Origin of the sequence: Streptomyces sp. NPDC000345 (genome assembly GCF_042898825.1) — a bacterium.
Taxonomy (GTDB): Bacteria; Actinomycetota; Actinomycetes; order Streptomycetales; family Streptomycetaceae; genus Streptomyces.
Genome location: NZ_JBIAZE010000020.1, coordinates 136,355 through 152,525, shown reverse-complemented (window position 1 = coordinate 152,525; position 16,171 = coordinate 136,355). Strand labels below are relative to the sequence as shown.

The 16,171-nt window shown below is 72.9% G+C and carries 8 protein-coding genes and 1 pseudogene; 3 read left to right on the top strand and 6 right to left on the bottom strand.

What is annotated here, in order from left to right; translation table 11 throughout:
- The first annotated feature begins 102 nt into the window (after positions 1–102).
- Together ACFY30_RS35185 and glpK are read left to right on the top strand one after the other, a co-directional pair.
- Complete coding sequence (locus ACFY30_RS35185) at positions 103–852, top strand: MIP/aquaporin family protein (RefSeq protein ID WP_390849194.1); 750 nt, start codon at positions 103–105, stop codon at positions 850–852.
- A gap of 39 nt (positions 853–891) precedes the next feature.
- On the top strand, positions 892–2,412 hold the full coding sequence (glpK, locus tag ACFY30_RS35180) for a glycerol kinase GlpK (RefSeq protein WP_390849193.1): 1,521 nt from the start codon (positions 892–894) through the stop codon (positions 2,410–2,412).
- A 61-nt stretch (positions 2,413–2,473) separates the two neighbouring features.
- Here the strand turns inward: glpK and ACFY30_RS35175 are convergent, their stop codons facing one another.
- The 5 genes and pseudogenes from ACFY30_RS35175 to ACFY30_RS35155 form a co-directional block, all read right to left on the bottom strand.
- Positions 2,474–3,079, bottom strand: coding sequence for an ATP/GTP-binding protein (locus ACFY30_RS35175; protein WP_390849192.1), 606 nt, complete (start codon positions 3,077–3,079; stop codon positions 2,474–2,476).
- Positions 3,060–6,718: pseudogene (locus tag ACFY30_RS35170) on the bottom strand (hydantoinase B/oxoprolinase family protein). The gene ACFY30_RS35175 and the pseudogene ACFY30_RS35170 overlap by 20 nt, the downstream one beginning before the upstream one ends.
- Before the next feature lie 24 nt (positions 6,719–6,742).
- The gene (locus ACFY30_RS35165; RefSeq protein ID WP_390849191.1) at positions 6,743–7,138 is read right to left on the bottom strand and encodes a DUF742 domain-containing protein; all 396 of its coding nucleotides are present in this window, start codon (positions 7,136–7,138) and stop codon (positions 6,743–6,745) included.
- 9 nt (positions 7,139–7,147) lie between these two features.
- Entirely contained in the window at positions 7,148–7,582 is a 435-nt protein-coding gene (locus ACFY30_RS35160) for a roadblock/LC7 domain-containing protein (protein ID WP_390849190.1), read from the bottom strand.
- A complete protein-coding gene (locus ACFY30_RS35155) occupies positions 7,579–10,536 on the bottom strand; it encodes a nitrate- and nitrite sensing domain-containing protein (RefSeq protein WP_390849211.1) in 2,958 nt (985 codons plus the stop codon). The genes ACFY30_RS35160 and ACFY30_RS35155 overlap by 4 nt, the downstream gene beginning before the upstream one ends.
- A gap of 420 nt (positions 10,537–10,956) precedes the next feature.
- Between ACFY30_RS35155 and ACFY30_RS35150 the strand changes: the two genes are divergently transcribed.
- On the top strand, positions 10,957–11,514 hold the full coding sequence (locus ACFY30_RS35150) for a hypothetical protein (protein ID WP_390849189.1): 558 nt from the start codon (positions 10,957–10,959) through the stop codon (positions 11,512–11,514).
- 30 nt (positions 11,515–11,544) lie between these two features.
- On the opposite strand, the gene ACFY30_RS35145 is transcribed toward ACFY30_RS35150, so the two are convergent.
- Entirely contained in the window at positions 11,545–16,164 is a 4,620-nt protein-coding gene (locus tag ACFY30_RS35145; RefSeq protein ID WP_390849188.1) for a hypothetical protein, read from the bottom strand.
- Positions 16,165–16,171 lie beyond the last annotated feature (7 nt).

Genomic DNA, 16,171 nt, shown 5'->3' with positions numbered 1-16,171 from the left:
GCGGGGCGCGGGACCTCCCTGCCATGGCCGAAGCAGCCACGCGAACGCCACCCTGCACAGCGCACCGGGGCCGATCGCCCCGGGCCCGGCCCAGGAGTCGCCATGAGCAACGGAGACATATTCGTCGGCGAGGTCATCGGTACCGCCGTCCTCATCCTGTTCGGCGCGGGTGTATGCGCCGCCGTCACCCTCAGACACTCCAAGGCACGGGCGTCGGGGTGGGTGGTGATCGCGTTCGGCTGGGGGTTCGGCGTGCTGGCCGGGGCGTACACGGCCGCGCCGCTGTCCGGCGGACAGCTCAACCCGGCCGTCACCCTCGGCATCGCCGTCGACACCGGCGAGTGGGGCAAGGTCTGGGTCTATCTGCTGGGCCAGATGGTCGGCGCGATGCTCGGTGCCGTCCTCGCGTATCTGGTGTACCTCGCGCAGTTCCAGGCGAACGTACGGCAGACGGGCACCACGGAGGGCACGGCCGAGGAACCGACGCCGACGCTGGGCATCTTCTCCACCATCCCCGAGATCCGGAATCCGGTCGCCAACCTGATCACGGAGATCATCGCGACGATCGCACTGGTCCTGCCGGTGCTCGCCTTCGGCCTGACGAAGGGGCTCGGTGAGTCCGGCACGCTCGTTCTGATCGTGTCCCTGCTCGTCGTCGGCATCGGACTGTCCCTCGGCGGGCCCACCGGCTATGCCATCAACCCGGCGCGCGACCTGGGCCCGCGGATCGTGCACACCTTCCTGCCGATCCCGAACAAGGGCACCTCCGACTGGGGTTACGCCTGGATCCCGGTCGTCGGCCCGCTGGTCGGCGGTGCGCTCGCGGGTCTCATCTACCACGCGGCCTTCTGACCGGCCGCCAGCCTTCTGAACCCAGCCCAAGGGGTAGCCATGACGGACAACGCCGAGAAGTACGTCGCCGCAATCGACCAGGGCACCACCTCGAGCCGTTGCATCATCTTCGACCGGAACGGCGCGATCGTCGCCGTCGACCAGCGCGAACACCGCCAGATCTTCCCCAAGCCCGGCTGGGTGGAGCACGACGCCACCGAGATCTGGTCCAAGGTGCAGGCCGTGGTCGCCGGGGCGATCGCGAAGGCCGGGCTGCGGGCCGACCAGATCAGCGCGCTCGGCATCACCAACCAGCGCGAGACGACCGTGCTGTGGGACCGCACCACGGGCAAGCCCGTGCACAACGCGATCGTGTGGCAGGACACCCGGACCGCCCCGCTCTGCCACCGACTCGGCGGCTCCGACGGGCAGGACCGTTTCCGTGAACAGACCGGACTGCCGCTGGCCAGCTACTTCTCGGGCCCCAAGGCGGCCTGGCTGCTGGACAACGTGCCCGGGCTCAGGGACCGGGCCGAGCGGGGCGAGATCGCCTTCGGCACGATCGACTCCTGGCTGATCTGGAACCTCACCGGCGGCACCGACGGCGGCCGGCACGTGACCGATGTGACCAACGCCGGCCGGACCATGCTGATGAACCTGGAGACGCTGCAGTGGGACGGCTCCATTCTGTCGGCGATGAACGTGCCGGAGGCCATGCTGCCGGAGATCAGGTCCTCGGCCGAGGTGTACGGCACCGCCGTGGGACAGTTGGGCGGAGTGCCGGTCGCCTCGGCGCTGGGCGACCAGCAGGCGGCGGTGTTCGGACAGGCGTGCTACGACGTGGGCACGGCGAAGAACACGTACGGCACGGGCAGCTTCCTGCTGCTCAACACCGGCAACCGGCCGGTGCCGTCGAAGAGCGGGCTGCTGACGACGATGGGCTACAAGATCGGCGGGGAGGCGCCGGTCTACTGTCTGGAGGGTTCGATCGCCATAACGGGTGCGCTCGTGCAGTGGTTCCGGGACCAGCTCGGCATCATCCGTACGGCTGACGAGATCGAGCCGCTGGCGGCGAGCGTCGAGGACAACGGCGGCGCGTACATCGTGCCCGCGTTCTCGGGGCTGTTCGCGCCGTACTGGCGCTCGGACGCGCGCGGCGTGGTCACCGGGCTCACCCGCTACGTCACCAAGGCGCATCTCGCGCGCGCGGTGCTGGAGGCGACGAGCTGGCAGACGCGGGAGGTCGTGGACGCCATGTTCCAGGATTCCGGGGTGCAGATCACGACCCTGAAGGTGGACGGCGGCATGACGAAGAACAACCTGCTCATGCAGCATCAGGCGGACGTCCTCGGCGTGCCCGTGATCCGGCCCCGCGTCTCGGAGACGACCTGTCTGGGCGCCGCCTACGCGGCGGGGCTGGCCACCGGCGTGTGGAACGACCTCGACGAACTGAAGGCGCACTGGCAGAAGGACGCCGAGTGGACTCCGGCGATGCAGGCGTCGGTGCGGGACCGCGAGTACCACAACTGGCGCCGGGCGGTGGAGAAGAGCTTCGGCTGGGTGGAGGACGGCGAGGGCTAGAAGGGCGGACGGAGAGCCACGGCCCTTGCCCCGGTCGGCGGGGGCAAGGGCCGTGTGCGCCTCAGGTGGTGACGGTCTGCCGCCGCTCGGCGCCGAAGTCCATCGCGTGCTGGACGACGCCGACCAGGACGTCCCTGACCGACCGCCGGTCGCGGGCGTCGCACAGGATCACCGGTACGCCGTCGTCGAGGTCGAGTGCCTGACGCACGTCCGCCTCGGGGTAGAGGGCGGCGCCCTCGAAGCAGTTCACGGCGATGAGGAAGGGGATGGAGCGCCGCTCGAAGTAGTCGACCGCGGCGAAGCAGTCCTCCAGCCGGCGCGTGTCGGCGAGCACGACGGCACCGAGGGCGCCCTCGGAGAGCTCGTCCCACATGAACCAGAACCGCTCCTGGCCGGGCGTGCCGAACAGGTACAGCACCAGGTCCTCGCGCAGGGTGATGCGCCCGAAGTCCATGGCAACGGTGGTCGTGTGCTTGCCCTCGACGCCGGTGAGGTCGTCGACCGGGCGGCCGGCCTCGGTGAGGTACTCCTCGGTGCGCAGCGGCCTGATCTCGCTGACGGCGCCGACGAGGGTGGTCTTGCCCACCCCGAAACCGCCGGCGACCAGGATCTTGAGCGTGACGGGCTCGACCGGGGGCTTGCCGCGCTCAGAGCGCCCGAAGATCATCGATCACTTCTCCTGCTGTGTGGCTTGACTGGGGGTGTGGGGCGGGGGGCCGTAGCCTCCGCCACCGGGGGTTTCGACCACGAGGACGTCGCCGGGGCCGACGTCCACGGAGTCACTGCCGCCGAGTTCGACGACGGTGCCGTCGGCGCGTTCCACCCGGTTGGCTCCCAGCGCGCCGGGGGCCCCGCCCGCCATCCCGTACGGGGGGACCCTGCGGTGCTGGGAGAGGGTGGACACGGTCATGGGCTCGTGGAAGCGGATACGGCGGACGGCGCCGTCCCCGCCGCGCCATCGTCCGGCGCCGCCGCTGCCGCTCCGGACGGCGAACTCGTCCAGTTGTACCGGAAGCCGCCACTCCAGGACCTCGGGGTCGGTCAGCCGGGAGTTGGTCATGTGTGTCTGGACGACGCACGCGCCCGGGAAGCCGTCGCCGGCGCCCGATCCGGAGGCGACGGTCTCGTAGTACTGGTGGCGATCGTTGCCGAAGGTCACGTTGTTCATGGTGCCGGAGCCCTCGGCCTGGACGCCGAGGGCCGCGTAGAGCGCACCGGTGATCGCCTGGGACGTCTCGACGTTGCCGGCGACGACCGCGGCGGGCGGCTCGGGTGCGAGCAGGGAGCCGGGCGGCACGATGATCGTCAGGGGACGCAGACAGCCGTCGTTGAGCGGGATGTCGTCGGCGACGAGGGTGCGGAAGACGTACAGGACGGCCGCGTTGACGACCGCGTAGGGGGCGTTGAAATTGGTGCCCAGCTGCGGTGACGTGCCGGTGAAGTCGACGGTGGCGGACCGGTTTTCGCGGTCCACGCGTACGCGTACGCGGATGACGGCGCCCGAGTCGGTCTCGTAGGCGTACTCGCCGTCGTCGAGGGCCTCGATGACGCGCCGCACCGCTTCCTCGGCGTTGTCCTGGACGTGCCGCATGTAGGCCTGCACGACGTCGAGCCCGAAGTCCTCGATCATGCGGGCCACTTCGTCGACGCCCTTCTGGTTGGCGGCGATCTGGGCGCGCAGGTCGGCCAGATTGGTCCTGGGATTGCGGGAGGGGTGGGGCGCCTCGGTGAGCAGGCGCAGGGTCTCCTCCTCGCGGAAGCGTCCGTCCTCGGCGAGCAGCCAGTTGTCGAAGAGGACGCCCTCCTCCTCGATGGTGCGGCTGCCGGCCGGCATGGAGCCCGGGGCGATGCCGCCGATCTCTGCGTGGTGGCCGCGCGAGGCCACGTAGAAGAGGATCTCGCCGTCACGGCGGCCGTCACTCTCCGTGTCGCCGTTCGGCCGGGTGCCGAAGACCGGGGTGATCACGGTGACGTCGGGCAGGTGGGTGCCGCCGTGGTAGGGGTCGTTGACCGCGTAGGTGTCGCCGGGCCGCATCCCGGTGCCGCGGCGGCGGATGACCTCTTTGACGCTGGTTCCCATCGAGCCCAGGTGGACGGGGATGTGCGGGGCGTTGGCCACCAGGTTTCCGTCCGGGTCGAAGAGGGCGCAGGAGAAGTCGAGGCGCTCCTTGATGTTGACCGACTGGGCCGTGGACTCCAGGCGGGCGCCCATCTGCTCGGCGATGGACATGAACAGGTTGTTGAAGACCTCGAGAAGAACCGGATCGACCTGCGTGGCCACGTCGGAACTCTGCGTGACCGCCGCGCGTTCCAGGACCAGATGCCCGTCGTGGGTCGTCGCGGCCTCCCAGCCGTCGTCGACCACCGTCGTGGCGCCGGCCTCGGTGATGATCGCGGGGCCGGTCACGGACTCGCCGGGAGGGATGTCCTCGCGGCGGTGCAGGGGTACGTCGCGCCAGGTGCCGCCGGTGTGCAGGCGGACGGTCCCGGGTGCGGCGGTGCGGCCCTCGTACGGGGCGAGGGCGGACAGATCGGGGGGCAGGGTGACGCCGGTGGCTTCCACGGACAGCGCTTCGACGACGATCGGGCGGTCGAGCGTGAAGGAGTACGTGGCGCGATGACGTTCCTCGAAGTCCCGTCTCATCGCGGCGGGTTCGGTGAGCTCGACGGTGAGGGTGGTGTCGGTGCCGTCGTAGCGCAACTGCGCGCGGCGGGTGGTGCGGACGCGGTCGTCGGGGACGTCCTCGGCGCGGAGTTCGGCGCGGGCGGCCGCCTCCAGGTCGTCGGCCGTCTTGAGGACGCCGGGCATCGCCGCGGGTTCCAGGGGCGCCTCGACGGACTGTTCGCGCATGGCCGTGGTGTCGGCGAGTCCGATGCCGAGCGCGGACAGCACTCCGGCCATGGGCGGCACGAGGACGGTGCGGATGCCGAGGGAGTCGGCGACCATGCACGCGTGCTGGCCTCCGGCGCCGCCGAAGGTGGTGAGGGCGTAGCGGGTGACGTCATGGCCCTTCTGGACGGAGATCCGCTTCACCGCGTTGGCGATGTTGGCCACGGCGATCTGCAGGAAGCCCTCGGCGACCTGCTCGGGCGTGCGGTCGTCCCCGGTCCGCTCGCGGATCTCGCGCGCGAGGGCGGTGAAGCGGTCACGGACCAGGCCGCCGTCCAGGGGCTGGTCGCCCTCGGGACCGAACACCTCGGGGAAGTGGGCGGGTTGGATGCGGCCGAGCATCACGTTGGCGTCGGTGACGGCGAGCGGTCCGCCGGCGCGGTAGCAGGCCGGTCCCGGGTCGGCGCCGGCCGAGTCCGGTCCGACACGGTAGCGGGAGCCGTCGAAGCGGAGGACGGAGCCGCCGCCCGCCGCGACGGTGTGGATGTCCAGCATGGGGGCGCGCAGCCGGACGCCGGCGATATGGGTGGTGAAGACCCGCTCGTACTCCCCCGCGAAGTGGGAGACGTCGGTCGAGGTGCCGCCCATGTCGAAGCCGATGACGCGGTCGAAGCCGGCGAGCTGGGACATGCGGGCCATGCCGACGATGCCGCCCGCGGGCCCGGACAGGATGGCGTCCTTGCCGCGGAACTGGTTCGCCTCGGAGAGCCCTCCGTTGGACTGCATGAACATCAGCCGTACGCCGCGCAGTTCGTCGGCGACATGGCGGACGTAGCGGCGCAGCACGGGCGACAGGTACGCGTCGACGACGGCGGTGTCCCCGCGCGGGACGAGTTTCATGAGCGGGCTGACCTCGCTGGACAGCGAGATCTGCGGGAAGCCGGTCCGGGCGGCCAGTTCTCCGACGGCCTGCTCGTGCGCCGGGTGGAGATGACTGTGCACGCAGACGACGGCGACGGCACGGATCCCGTCGGCGTACGCCTGCCGCAGGGGGCCGGCGAGGGCGTCCAGGTCCGGGGCGCGCAGGACGGTGCCGTCGGCGGCGATGCGTTCGTCGACCTCCACGACCCGCTCGTACAGCAGCTCCGGGAGTTCGATCCGGCGGGCGAAGATGTGCGGTCGGTTCTGGTAGGCGATCCGCAGGGCGTCGCGGAAGCCGCGGGTGATGACGAGCAGCGTGCGTTCGCCCTTGCGTTCCAGCAGGGCGTTGGTGGCGACCGTGGTGCCCATGCGGACGGCCTCGACGGGGTCGCGGGAGTCCGCCAGCAGGGCGCGGACACCTGCGACGGCCGCGTCGGCGTACCGCGCCGGGTTCTCGGACAGCAGTTTGTGTGTCAGCAGCCGGCCGTCCGGGCGGCGCGCGACGATGTCGGTGAAGGTTCCGCCCCGGTCCACCCAGAACTGCCAGCCGGTCACGTCCTCACCTCGCTTCCGCGCCGCTCACAGCGCCCGGAGGCCGTTGATCACATCGCGCAGAATACTCTCGTCCGGCAGCTCGGCCGGGGGTACCGGCCGGTTCACATGGACGAATTCCGCGTCCACGAGGTCTCCCACGAGGACCCGTACCACGCCGATGGGCAGGTCGAGCTCGGCGGAGAGCTCGGCGACCGACTGCGGCGCGTCCCGGCACAGGCCCACGATGTCCACGTGCTCCGGGGACAGCGAGTGGTCCGTTTCGGGATCGTCCGCGTGCGGTTCGGCGACGACCAGCGCGATCAGGTCGAGGCGGTGCTGGACCGCACTGGTGGTGCGGCCGCGCGTCATGGCGTACGGACGGACGACCGGTCCGGCCTCGTCGTCGAACCAGTGGCTGCTTCCCTGACCGTCTGTGCTCATGCCATCCCACTACCCGCCGGAGGGCAGATCGGTGCGCGGCGCGGCACCCAGATGTACGCCGACCCGCTTGACCAGGAGGGTCATCTCGTACGCCACCTGGCCCACGTCCGAGTCGGCGTCCGAGAGGACGGCGAGGCAGCTGCCGTCGCCGGCGGCCGTGACGAACAGGAAGGCGTCGTCGAGCTCGACGACGGTCTGGCGGACGCTGCCGGCCTCGAAGTGGCGGCCCACGCCCTTGGCGAGGCTGTGGAATCCGGAGGCGACAGCGGCCAGGTGCTCGCTGTCCTCCCTGGTCAGGTCCCTGGACGCGCCGGTCGCCAGGCCGTCGCCGGAGAGCACGACGGCCTTGCGGATGCTGGCCACCCGGTCGACGAGTTCGTCGAGGAGCCAGTTCAGCTCGCCGTTGTTGCTCATGGTGTGGCCGGTCGCCTTCGGTGCGGTCATCGACCGTCCCCCTTTGTGGTTCGTTGTGGTGCTGTGCCGCTGTGGGCCTCGTCGCCCGCGGCGTTCTCTGCGCGGCCGCGCTGCCAGCCGCGCTGGAGCGAGGCCATACGGCTGCGTACCTGGTCGGCGTCCCGGTCCTCGAGGTCGGAGCGGGTCTCCGGGCGCGCTGCCGGGCCCTGCCTCAGCTGCGGGGCGAGGTTCGCCTGCCGTACGCGACGGGGCAGCGCTCCCGGTGCGGAGCCGGTGCCATGAGGCCCGGTTCCGGGGGCGCGGTCCTGCGGCCCGTTGCCGGGCGTCCCGCCCTGCGGCCCACCGGCCCGGTCGCGCTCCGGGAGGCCGCCCGTGCCACCGGCGCGCGGATCGGGCACCGCGTGCCCGCGCGCGGCCGTGAGGTCCTGGTCGCCGGACGCGGCCGTGGCCTGGCGGGTGCGCCGCGGGAGGACGGGAGACTGCGCCGGCTCGTCGGCGGAGCGTCCGGCACGGCCCGGCACTGCGGGGGGCTCGGTCGCGGCGGTGCTCCGCGGGATCTGCGCCCCACTGCCACGGCGGCGCGAGGGCAGGGGTGCCGGACCGTCGGCGGCCGCTCGGCGCGGCCCGGGTCGCGGCGAGGGCTCCTCGTCCGTCTCCGGGCGCCGGGGCCGCTGGTCGTGGACCGGGCGGCCGTGCGAGCTGACCAGCTTGGGGGTGCGGCGGCTGGGCAGCGGCACGAGAGCCGCCTGCTCCTCGGTGCCGCCGTCCGGCTCGCCCCGCCGGTCCGGGTGTCCCGCGTGCTGGTCGACGGCAGCGACGGCCGGGGCGTCCTCGGGGAGGGTGAGGGAGCGGCGCGGGCGGAACAGACCGCCGCGCTCGTCGTCCTCCTCGTCCAGTGCGCCCGGGAAGTCGCCGAGGGCGCCCAGGTCGACGGGGGCCTCCAGCTCGACCGGGCCGTCCAGCAAGGACGCGGGCATCCCGGGGAGCTGCACCGAGGGGGAGAGCGCGGGCCTGCGGCCCTCCGCCGTCTCGGCCGCCTTCGGTGCGCGGGGACGGTCGAGGCGGAAGCCGATGCCGTTGGTGTCGGGGACGTCGTCGGTCAGCAGGGCGTCGGGGATGAAGACGACAGCGGTCGTTCCGCCGTAGGGGGAGGGCTGCAGGGAGACCCGGACGTTCTGACGCTGGGCGAGACGGCTGACCACGAACAGTCCGAGGCGGTCGGTGTCGGACAGCTCGAACTCCGGGGTCTCCGCGAGCCGGAGATTGGCCTCCAGGAGCGCCTCGGGCGCCATGCCGAGCCCCCGGTCGTGGATCTCCAGGGTGAACCCGTTGGCGACCCGTTCGCCCATGACCTGGACGGCGGTGTGCGGCGGGGAGAACACCGTGGCGTTCTCCAGGAGTTCGGCCACGAGGTGGGTGAGGTCGGCGACGGCGGGACCGGTGACGGCGAGGCGCGGCAGGCGGCGGACCTCGATGCGTTCGTAGTCCTCGACCTCGGCGACGGCGGCGCGCACGATGTCCATGAGCTGGACGGGCTTGCGCCACTGACGGGAGGGGGCGGCTCCGGAGAGGATCACCAGGCCCTCGGCGTGCCGGCGCATACGGGTGGTGAGGTGGTCGAGCCGGAAGAGGTCGGCGAGTTCCTCGGTGTCCTCGGTGCGGCGCTCCATGGTGTCGAGCAGGGTGAGCTGCTTGTGGAGCAGGACCTGGCTGCGGCGGGCGAGGTTGACGAAGACCTCGGAGACACCGGCGCGCAGTTCGGCCTGCTTCACGGCGGCCTCGACCGCGGCGCGCTGGAGGGTGTTGAGGGCCTGGCCGACCTCACCCATCTCGTTTCTGTCGTACTCCAGCCGCGGCACCTCGGTCTCCACGTCGACCTGCTCGCCCGCGGAGAGGCGGCGCATCACGCTGGGCAGCCGCACGCCGGACGCCTCGTGGGCCTCCAGCCGCAGCTGGCGCAGGTCGCGGATGAGACCGCGGCCGATGCGCACGGACAGGAAGAGGGAGACGATCAGGGCGACCAGGCCGAGCACGCCGGCGACCACGGCCTTGACGATGACCTCGATCGCCACCGGCCGGACCCGGTCCTGATAGCGGTCGTTGGCCTGTTCGTCCAGGGTGCCGAGTTCGTCGAGGACGTTTCCGGCCGCGGTGTCCCAGTTCCGTGCGGTGACGCCGCGGGGCGGGTCACCGGGCGTGGCGGCGACGACAGCCTGTTCCGCTGTGCGCAGCGGGGCGGTGGTCGCGTTCTTCCAGAAGCTCTCGTAGCGTTCGCGCTCGGCGGTGGGCAGCTGGGCGAGGCTGATGTCGTAGACGACCTCGCGCTGGGCCTCGAGGTCGGAGACGTCGCGGATCTCCTCGCGGCTGAGCCGGCCGACGACCAGGGCGGAGCCGAGCAGGGCGTCCTCCCTGGAGAGGAGTTCCCGGGCGCGGGCGACGCTGACGAGGGCCCGGTACTGCTTGTCCATCTCCACGCTGTCGACCACGTCCAGCTTGGACAGCAGGGTGTAACAGGGGTCGATGAGCTGGTTGTAGAGGTTCAGGGCCTGGGCCCGGGTGACGGTGCCCTCCTCGACGCTGCGGCGCAGGGAGTCGACGCCGTCGAAGGCGTCGAGCACCGCCGTCAGGCCGTCGCCGTCGTCCTGGTCCAGGACCTCGCGGACGTCGGAGTCCTGGGCGTTCCGGCGGATCTCGGCGAGGGCCTCGTCCGTGGCGTTCCGGGTGCGGCGCAGCGCGGAGAGCGCGTCGGAGGCGCGGGGGTCGGCGAGGTAGACGAGGGTCTGGCGGCGCTCCTGCTGAACGACGCGGACCGTGTCCTCGACGGGGTAGCCGACCTTCTCCACGACGGCCGACACGGTGAACAGCCGGCTCGCCTCACGGCCCGTCAGTACCGTGGCGAAACCCCAGATCGCGGTCAGGGACACCAGCGGCACGAGAAGCAGCGCCACGATCTTCCGGCGGATGGACTTCCCGCGAAAGCGCATGGCCTCCCCCAGCTCGAACCCCCACGGGCAGGGGGTACGCATGTGCGTCAACAAACGCCGCGAGCCTACTACCGCCGCGCAGTTAACTCGAAGACCCGTCCGGAAGCCGAACTTCCGCACCGCGGCCGGGACATGGGGAGTTGTCCGGGCATTACGGGAGATTGCCGCCCTGAATCCGGTCTCTTCGACAAGACCGGATCCGATCGGCCCCGGCGGCGACTTGGCCAGAATTTTTCGCAACTTGGGAATCTTCGCGGCTTCTCGACCGTCCTACTCATTGGGAATTGGGGGCGGAATCGGCCACAGGAGCCGCAGGCCGCACCTCGGCGGCGTAAAACAGAGCAAGCCGGGCAGCCACAGGGGAACCGGGTCTTCGACCCGGAGGTGAGTGGTCTGCCGGCGGTGGGGAGTGACACGTTGATGGGCACGGTGGAGCGGCGCGGGGCGCCCGAGGAAGGCGCGACAGGGCGGGGTACGGCGCTGCGGGAGCCCGGGACACCGGATCACGGCGTTCCGGCGGACGAAGCAGGTGCCGGCCGGCCGGCCGGCACCGAGGGCGTGTCCATCCCGGCCCAAGCGCGAGCCGGATACAGGCCGTTGTGGGTCGAGGAGCCCGCGCGGCGGCGCCGTCTGCCCGATCCGGTGCGCAAGGCGGCCGTGCGCGCGGTCCTCATCATCTCCGTGACGTTGATTCAGGCGATGGTGGCGTTCCTGTGCACCCTCGCCGAGTCCTGGCTGGCTTTCCCGATGGTGATCAGCAGTGTGGTCAGCACGGTGGTGGCCACCTGGTCCGCGCTGGACGTGTGGGTCACCCGCCAGGTGTGGAACCAGCGCAACGGCGTGGTGTCGGCGCCGAGCAGCACCGCCCGGTCGCTGCGCCGTGAGCGCCGCCGGGCGCGACGGCAGGCCCGGCTCGCCGAGCGGACGCAGGAGCGGATACGCCGGCAGGGCGGCGCCGGGCGGCTGTCGCACCCCTGAGGCCCGTCGGCGCCGGCGCCCCCGCGCGCGTCACTGCGCGCTGGGGGCCGGTCGTTTGAACATCCGGGTCGCGGTGATCTCGCTGTGCACCGCCTCGCCCGCCTGGGGCGGCTGGGGCAGTCCCGGGCGCAGGTGCTCCTCGACGCTGATGTACTTGAGGCCCGCCCTGAGGTCGGCGTCGTTGCGCAGCCGGATGACGAGCGGGAACTCCGCCAGCGCCGTCGTGTCGAACAGGCCGGTGGTGTACAGCAGCTGGACACCGAGCGCGTCGGACACGGCCCGCTGGAGCTCCAGCAGGTAGGTCGCGTTGGCGCGGCCGATGGGGTTGTCGAGGAACAGCGTGCCGGCGTGCCGGTGCTTGTCCCGGCCGCGGTCGTTGGAGCGCAGCGCCGCCATCGTGCAGTACAGGGCGATGGCGGCGGTGAGCAGCTGACCGCCGGAGAACACGTCGCCCATCTGCCCCACGGGCACCCGCTCGGCGCGCAGCACGGCGTCCGGCTTGAGGATCTCGACGGCGACGCCCTTGGGCTGCAGGGCGGCGGCGACGCCGCGCAGCAGCAGCGACATGCCGTCGCGCCGCAGGTCGGAGTTCTTCTTCACGGCCGCCCGGGTCGCCTCGTCGATGACCTCGCCGAGCCGCTCGGTGAGGGTGGCCTGGTCGGGCTCCTCGAAGCGGATGCGCAGGAACTCCTGCCCGGACCACTCGCCCAGCCCCTCGGGCAGACGGGACAGCCGCTGCGCCGAGCGGAGGGTCGCGAGCGCGGACTCGACGAGCCCGCGCAGCCGGTCCACGATCGAGTCGCGGTTGCGCTCCAGCTGCTCCAACTCGTCCGTGAGCACCCGGAGCCGGGGCGCGAAGGCGTCCGCCCACTTCTGGGCGTGCTCGGGCAACGAGGAGGCGGGCAGCTCGCGGATCTGCTGCCGGGCGGGCGTGCGGACCTGTTCGTAGCGGGTGGAGTTGGCGTGCCGGACGAGCACGTCGCCTGCCTCACGCACGGCGGACTCGGCGGTGGAGAGGTCCGCGGCACAGCCGCGCAGCGAGCGGCGGGCCTCCGCGGCCGACTGCCGGGCCTCCTCCAGGGTCCCGGGGTAGGGCTCCGATGCCTCCTGCTCCTCCTCCGGGGCGTGTTCGCGCAGCAGGTCGCGGAGCATCGCGGCGATCTCGTCGAATCCGGCGGCCGCGTTCTCGGCCGCCCGGTGCGCGTCGAGCAGTTCGGCGTGCGCCTCCCGGGCCTGGGCCAACGCCTCGGTGCGGGAGGCGAGTTCGGCCGTCGCCGTGCGCAGCAGGGCCTGGGCGTGCTCGGCGTCGCGCGGCTGGAGCTCCTCGGGCAGCTCGGTGTGGGCGTCGCCGTCCTCGGGGGCATGCCGCTCGGCCTCGCCGCGCAGCCGTCCGAGCTGCTCGCTCGCGGTGGACATGCGCGTCTCCAGGAGCTGCACCAGCTCCTCCGCGCGTGCGGCGGCGGCCTGCCGGGACGGCCCGTCCGAGCCGTCGGGCGACTGGAGCAGCTGCTCGGCGCGGGTACGGACCTTGTTGCTCAGCCGGTCCAGCTCGGCACGGGCGGCGCTCTCGTCGCTCTCCGCGCGCGCCTGCTCGGCCCGCAGGTCGGCGCCGACGCCGACCTTCTCGTACACCTGGGAGGCGGCCCGGTAGGCCTCGCGGAGGGCGGGCAGGGAGGACCGGGAGGCGTCCGCGTCGTCCTCCGGTACGTCGTCGGGTGCGCCCGCGATCTCGGAGCGCTCGGCGCGCAGTGCGCGCGCGGTGCGGCGGGCGTCGTCGGCGGCGCGCTGGGCGGCGCGGCGGTCCTCGTCGGCGGCGCGGGCGCGCTCCAGGCAGGCCTGGGCACGGGCCTCCGACTCGGTGGCCTCGTCGGCGAGTTCGCGCAGCTTGGCCTGCCAGCCCGCCCGCTCGCGCAGCCGGAAGGCGAGCCCGGCGAGGGCGTCGGCGGCGCGCCGGGCCTTCTGGGCGGTCTCCTGTGTCTCGTCGCGGACCTGCGCGGCCTCGGCGGCGGCCTCGTCCGCCTCGGCGCGCAGGGCCCGTGCCTCGGCGAGCTCGGCCTCGGACTCCTCGGCGAAGGCGCGGGCGTCCCCGGCGGCGCGGGCGAGCTCGGTGAGCCGCCCCGCCGGGCAGCCGGTGCGCCAGGAGGCGAGCCGGGCCGCCAGTTCACGGTCCTTGCCGAGCCGCGCGGCGAGCCGGCGGATGTCCTCGTCCCGCTCGGTGGCCCGCGCGCGCAGTGCCTGCCGCTCCTCGTCGGCGGCGTGTTCGTCGTGCATGGCCGGGTTCGGCGGTACGAGGAAGACGTCCCCGCTGGTGGAGTCCGCGGCCGGGGTCGGTGCGAGCAGGGCGGCGGCCGTGCCGACCGCGACGGCGGAGCGCGGCAGGAGCGCCGCGTCACTGAGGGCGTCACGCGCGCGTGCGTGCGAGTCGGGATCGGTGATGATCACGCCGTCGACCAGCTCGGGGCGGGCGGCGAGCACCCGCGCGTGGTCGGCGGGGTCGACGGCCTGGGCGAGGTAGCGCCAGCCGGGCAGCGCGGGAATGCCGTGCTCGCCGAGGAACTCGACGGTGGCCAGCACGTCCGGGCCGGGCGGCAGCAGCCCGCCGTCACCGAGGGCGCCGAGGATGCGCGCGTCGTCGGCGGCGGCGGTGCGCAGGTCGAAGAGCTGCCGTTCGGCGGAGGAGACGGCGTCGTCGAGGAGGTCGCGCAGCTCGTCGGCGCAGCGGTCCAGGTCCTCGGGCGTCAGGGAGGCACCGTCGCCGCTGTCCCCGTCCTGCCGGGGCTGCGGGATCGGGCCGCGTGCGGTGACGCCGGTCAGGCCGAGCAGTTCGGTGAGCCGCTCCTCGCCCGCCAGGGCTTCGGCGAGCCGCCGCTCGGCCTCGTACGACCGCTGCGCCGCCGTCGCGGCGTCCGCCGCGCGGGCTGCGGTCAGCTCGGCGCGGGACTCGGCGGAGGCGGTCTCGCGCGCGTGCTCGGAGGCCCTGCGGGACGCCTCTCGGGCGGTGTCCCAGGCGGCGACGGCCGTCTTCTCGGCGTCGCTGGCGGCGAGGGCCGCGCGCGCGGGGTCGGCGTCGGGGGCGCTGTCGTCCAGCCATCCCGCGCGGACGGCCTCGGCGGTCTCCTGCTCGACCTCGGCGAGCCGCTGGCGCAGATGCCCGATCTCGCTGCGGGCGCGCTGCGCCTCGGTCGCGGCGGAGGTGGCGTCCCGGTGGGCGGTCTCGGCGACCTCCTGGAGGGCTGCCGAGCGCTCCTCCTCCTCGTTGGCGAGGGTCTCGGCGTTCTCGGCGGCCGCGTGCAGGGCGCGTACGAGGTCGACGGCGGCCTTGGCACGGGCGGCGAGGGCCGGGGCGGCGTCCCGCTCGGCCTCCTGGATCGCGGCGGACACGCGCGCGACACGGTCGGAGGCGGCGCGGTGGCGCAGTGCGGCCTCGGCGGCCTGCCAGGCGGCGTGCAGGGTGCGGGCGTCGGCGAGCTCGCGTTTCTGTGCGGCGGCGGACTTCTCGGCGGCGCTGAGCGCCAGGGAGGCGTGCCGGAAGGCGAGTTCGGCGGCGATCAGCGCGCTGCGCTCACGTCCGCCCTCGGAGTGCGTGACGGCGTAGGCCGCTGCCGTGACCCGCTGGGCGAGGTCCCCGGCCCGCATCCGCTCCTGCACGCCCCGCGCGGACAGCCGGCGGGCCAGCGTGCGCGTGCGCCGCTCGGCCCCGGTGTGGATGTCACGGGCGCGGGAGCGGGTTTCGGCGGCCTCGACGATGCGTCCGAGGAGATCCACCGACCCGGCGGTGAAGTCCCGTTCGGCGATCAGCTCGGCGCGCCGGCCGAGCTTGTTGCCGAAGCCGCTGACGAGGTCGGCGAGCCCGTCGGTGTCCCGTGTGTCCGTCACCGCTCGCAGGAGGAGGTCGGTGAAGTCGGAGTCCTTCTTGACGGCGAAGAGGCCGGCGGCCTCGCCCTCGTCGGCGTTCATCTCCCTCTGGTAGCGGAAGAGTTCGGGGTCGAGGCCGAGTTCGGTGAGGTGTTCCACCCACCGGTCGTGGATCTCCTCCCAGTGCACCTCCAGGTGCGGATACGCCTTGCCCGCCTCGGTGATGGCGTCCCGGAACCCCTTCATGGTGCGCCGCCGCCCTTGGGCCCCGGAGACGCCCTCCACGGGCGGTCGCACCGCGGTGGACTCGGCGACGGGGAGGTTGTCGAGGCTGAGTCCGGGGCCGGGCCGGAACGAGTACCAGGCCTCGGCGAACTTGCGCGGGTCGTTGGACACCTGCCGGCCGCGCCACTCGCTCACCTTGCCGACGACGACGCACTCGCCGGTCAGCACGTGCTGCCACTCCAGCGCCACATGTCCGCAGTCGTCGGCGAGCAGGAACTTGCGCAGTACGCCGGAGCTGGCGCCGCCGAGGGTGTTGCGGTGGCCCGGCAGCATCACCGAGAAGATCAGTTTGAGCAGGACGGACTTGCCGCCGCCGTTCTCCAGGAAGAGCACACCGGCCGGCGCGGGCCGGCGCGGCGGGCCGACCGGCTCCTCCTCGAAGAACTCCGCCTGCGTCGGGGCGGGATCGGGCACGACGTCACCGACACCGCGCAGGTCAAGCACGGTGTCGGCGTAGCGCGCACCAGCGGGCCCGATGGAGTAGAGGCGGACCCGGGACAGCTCGTACATGGCGGAC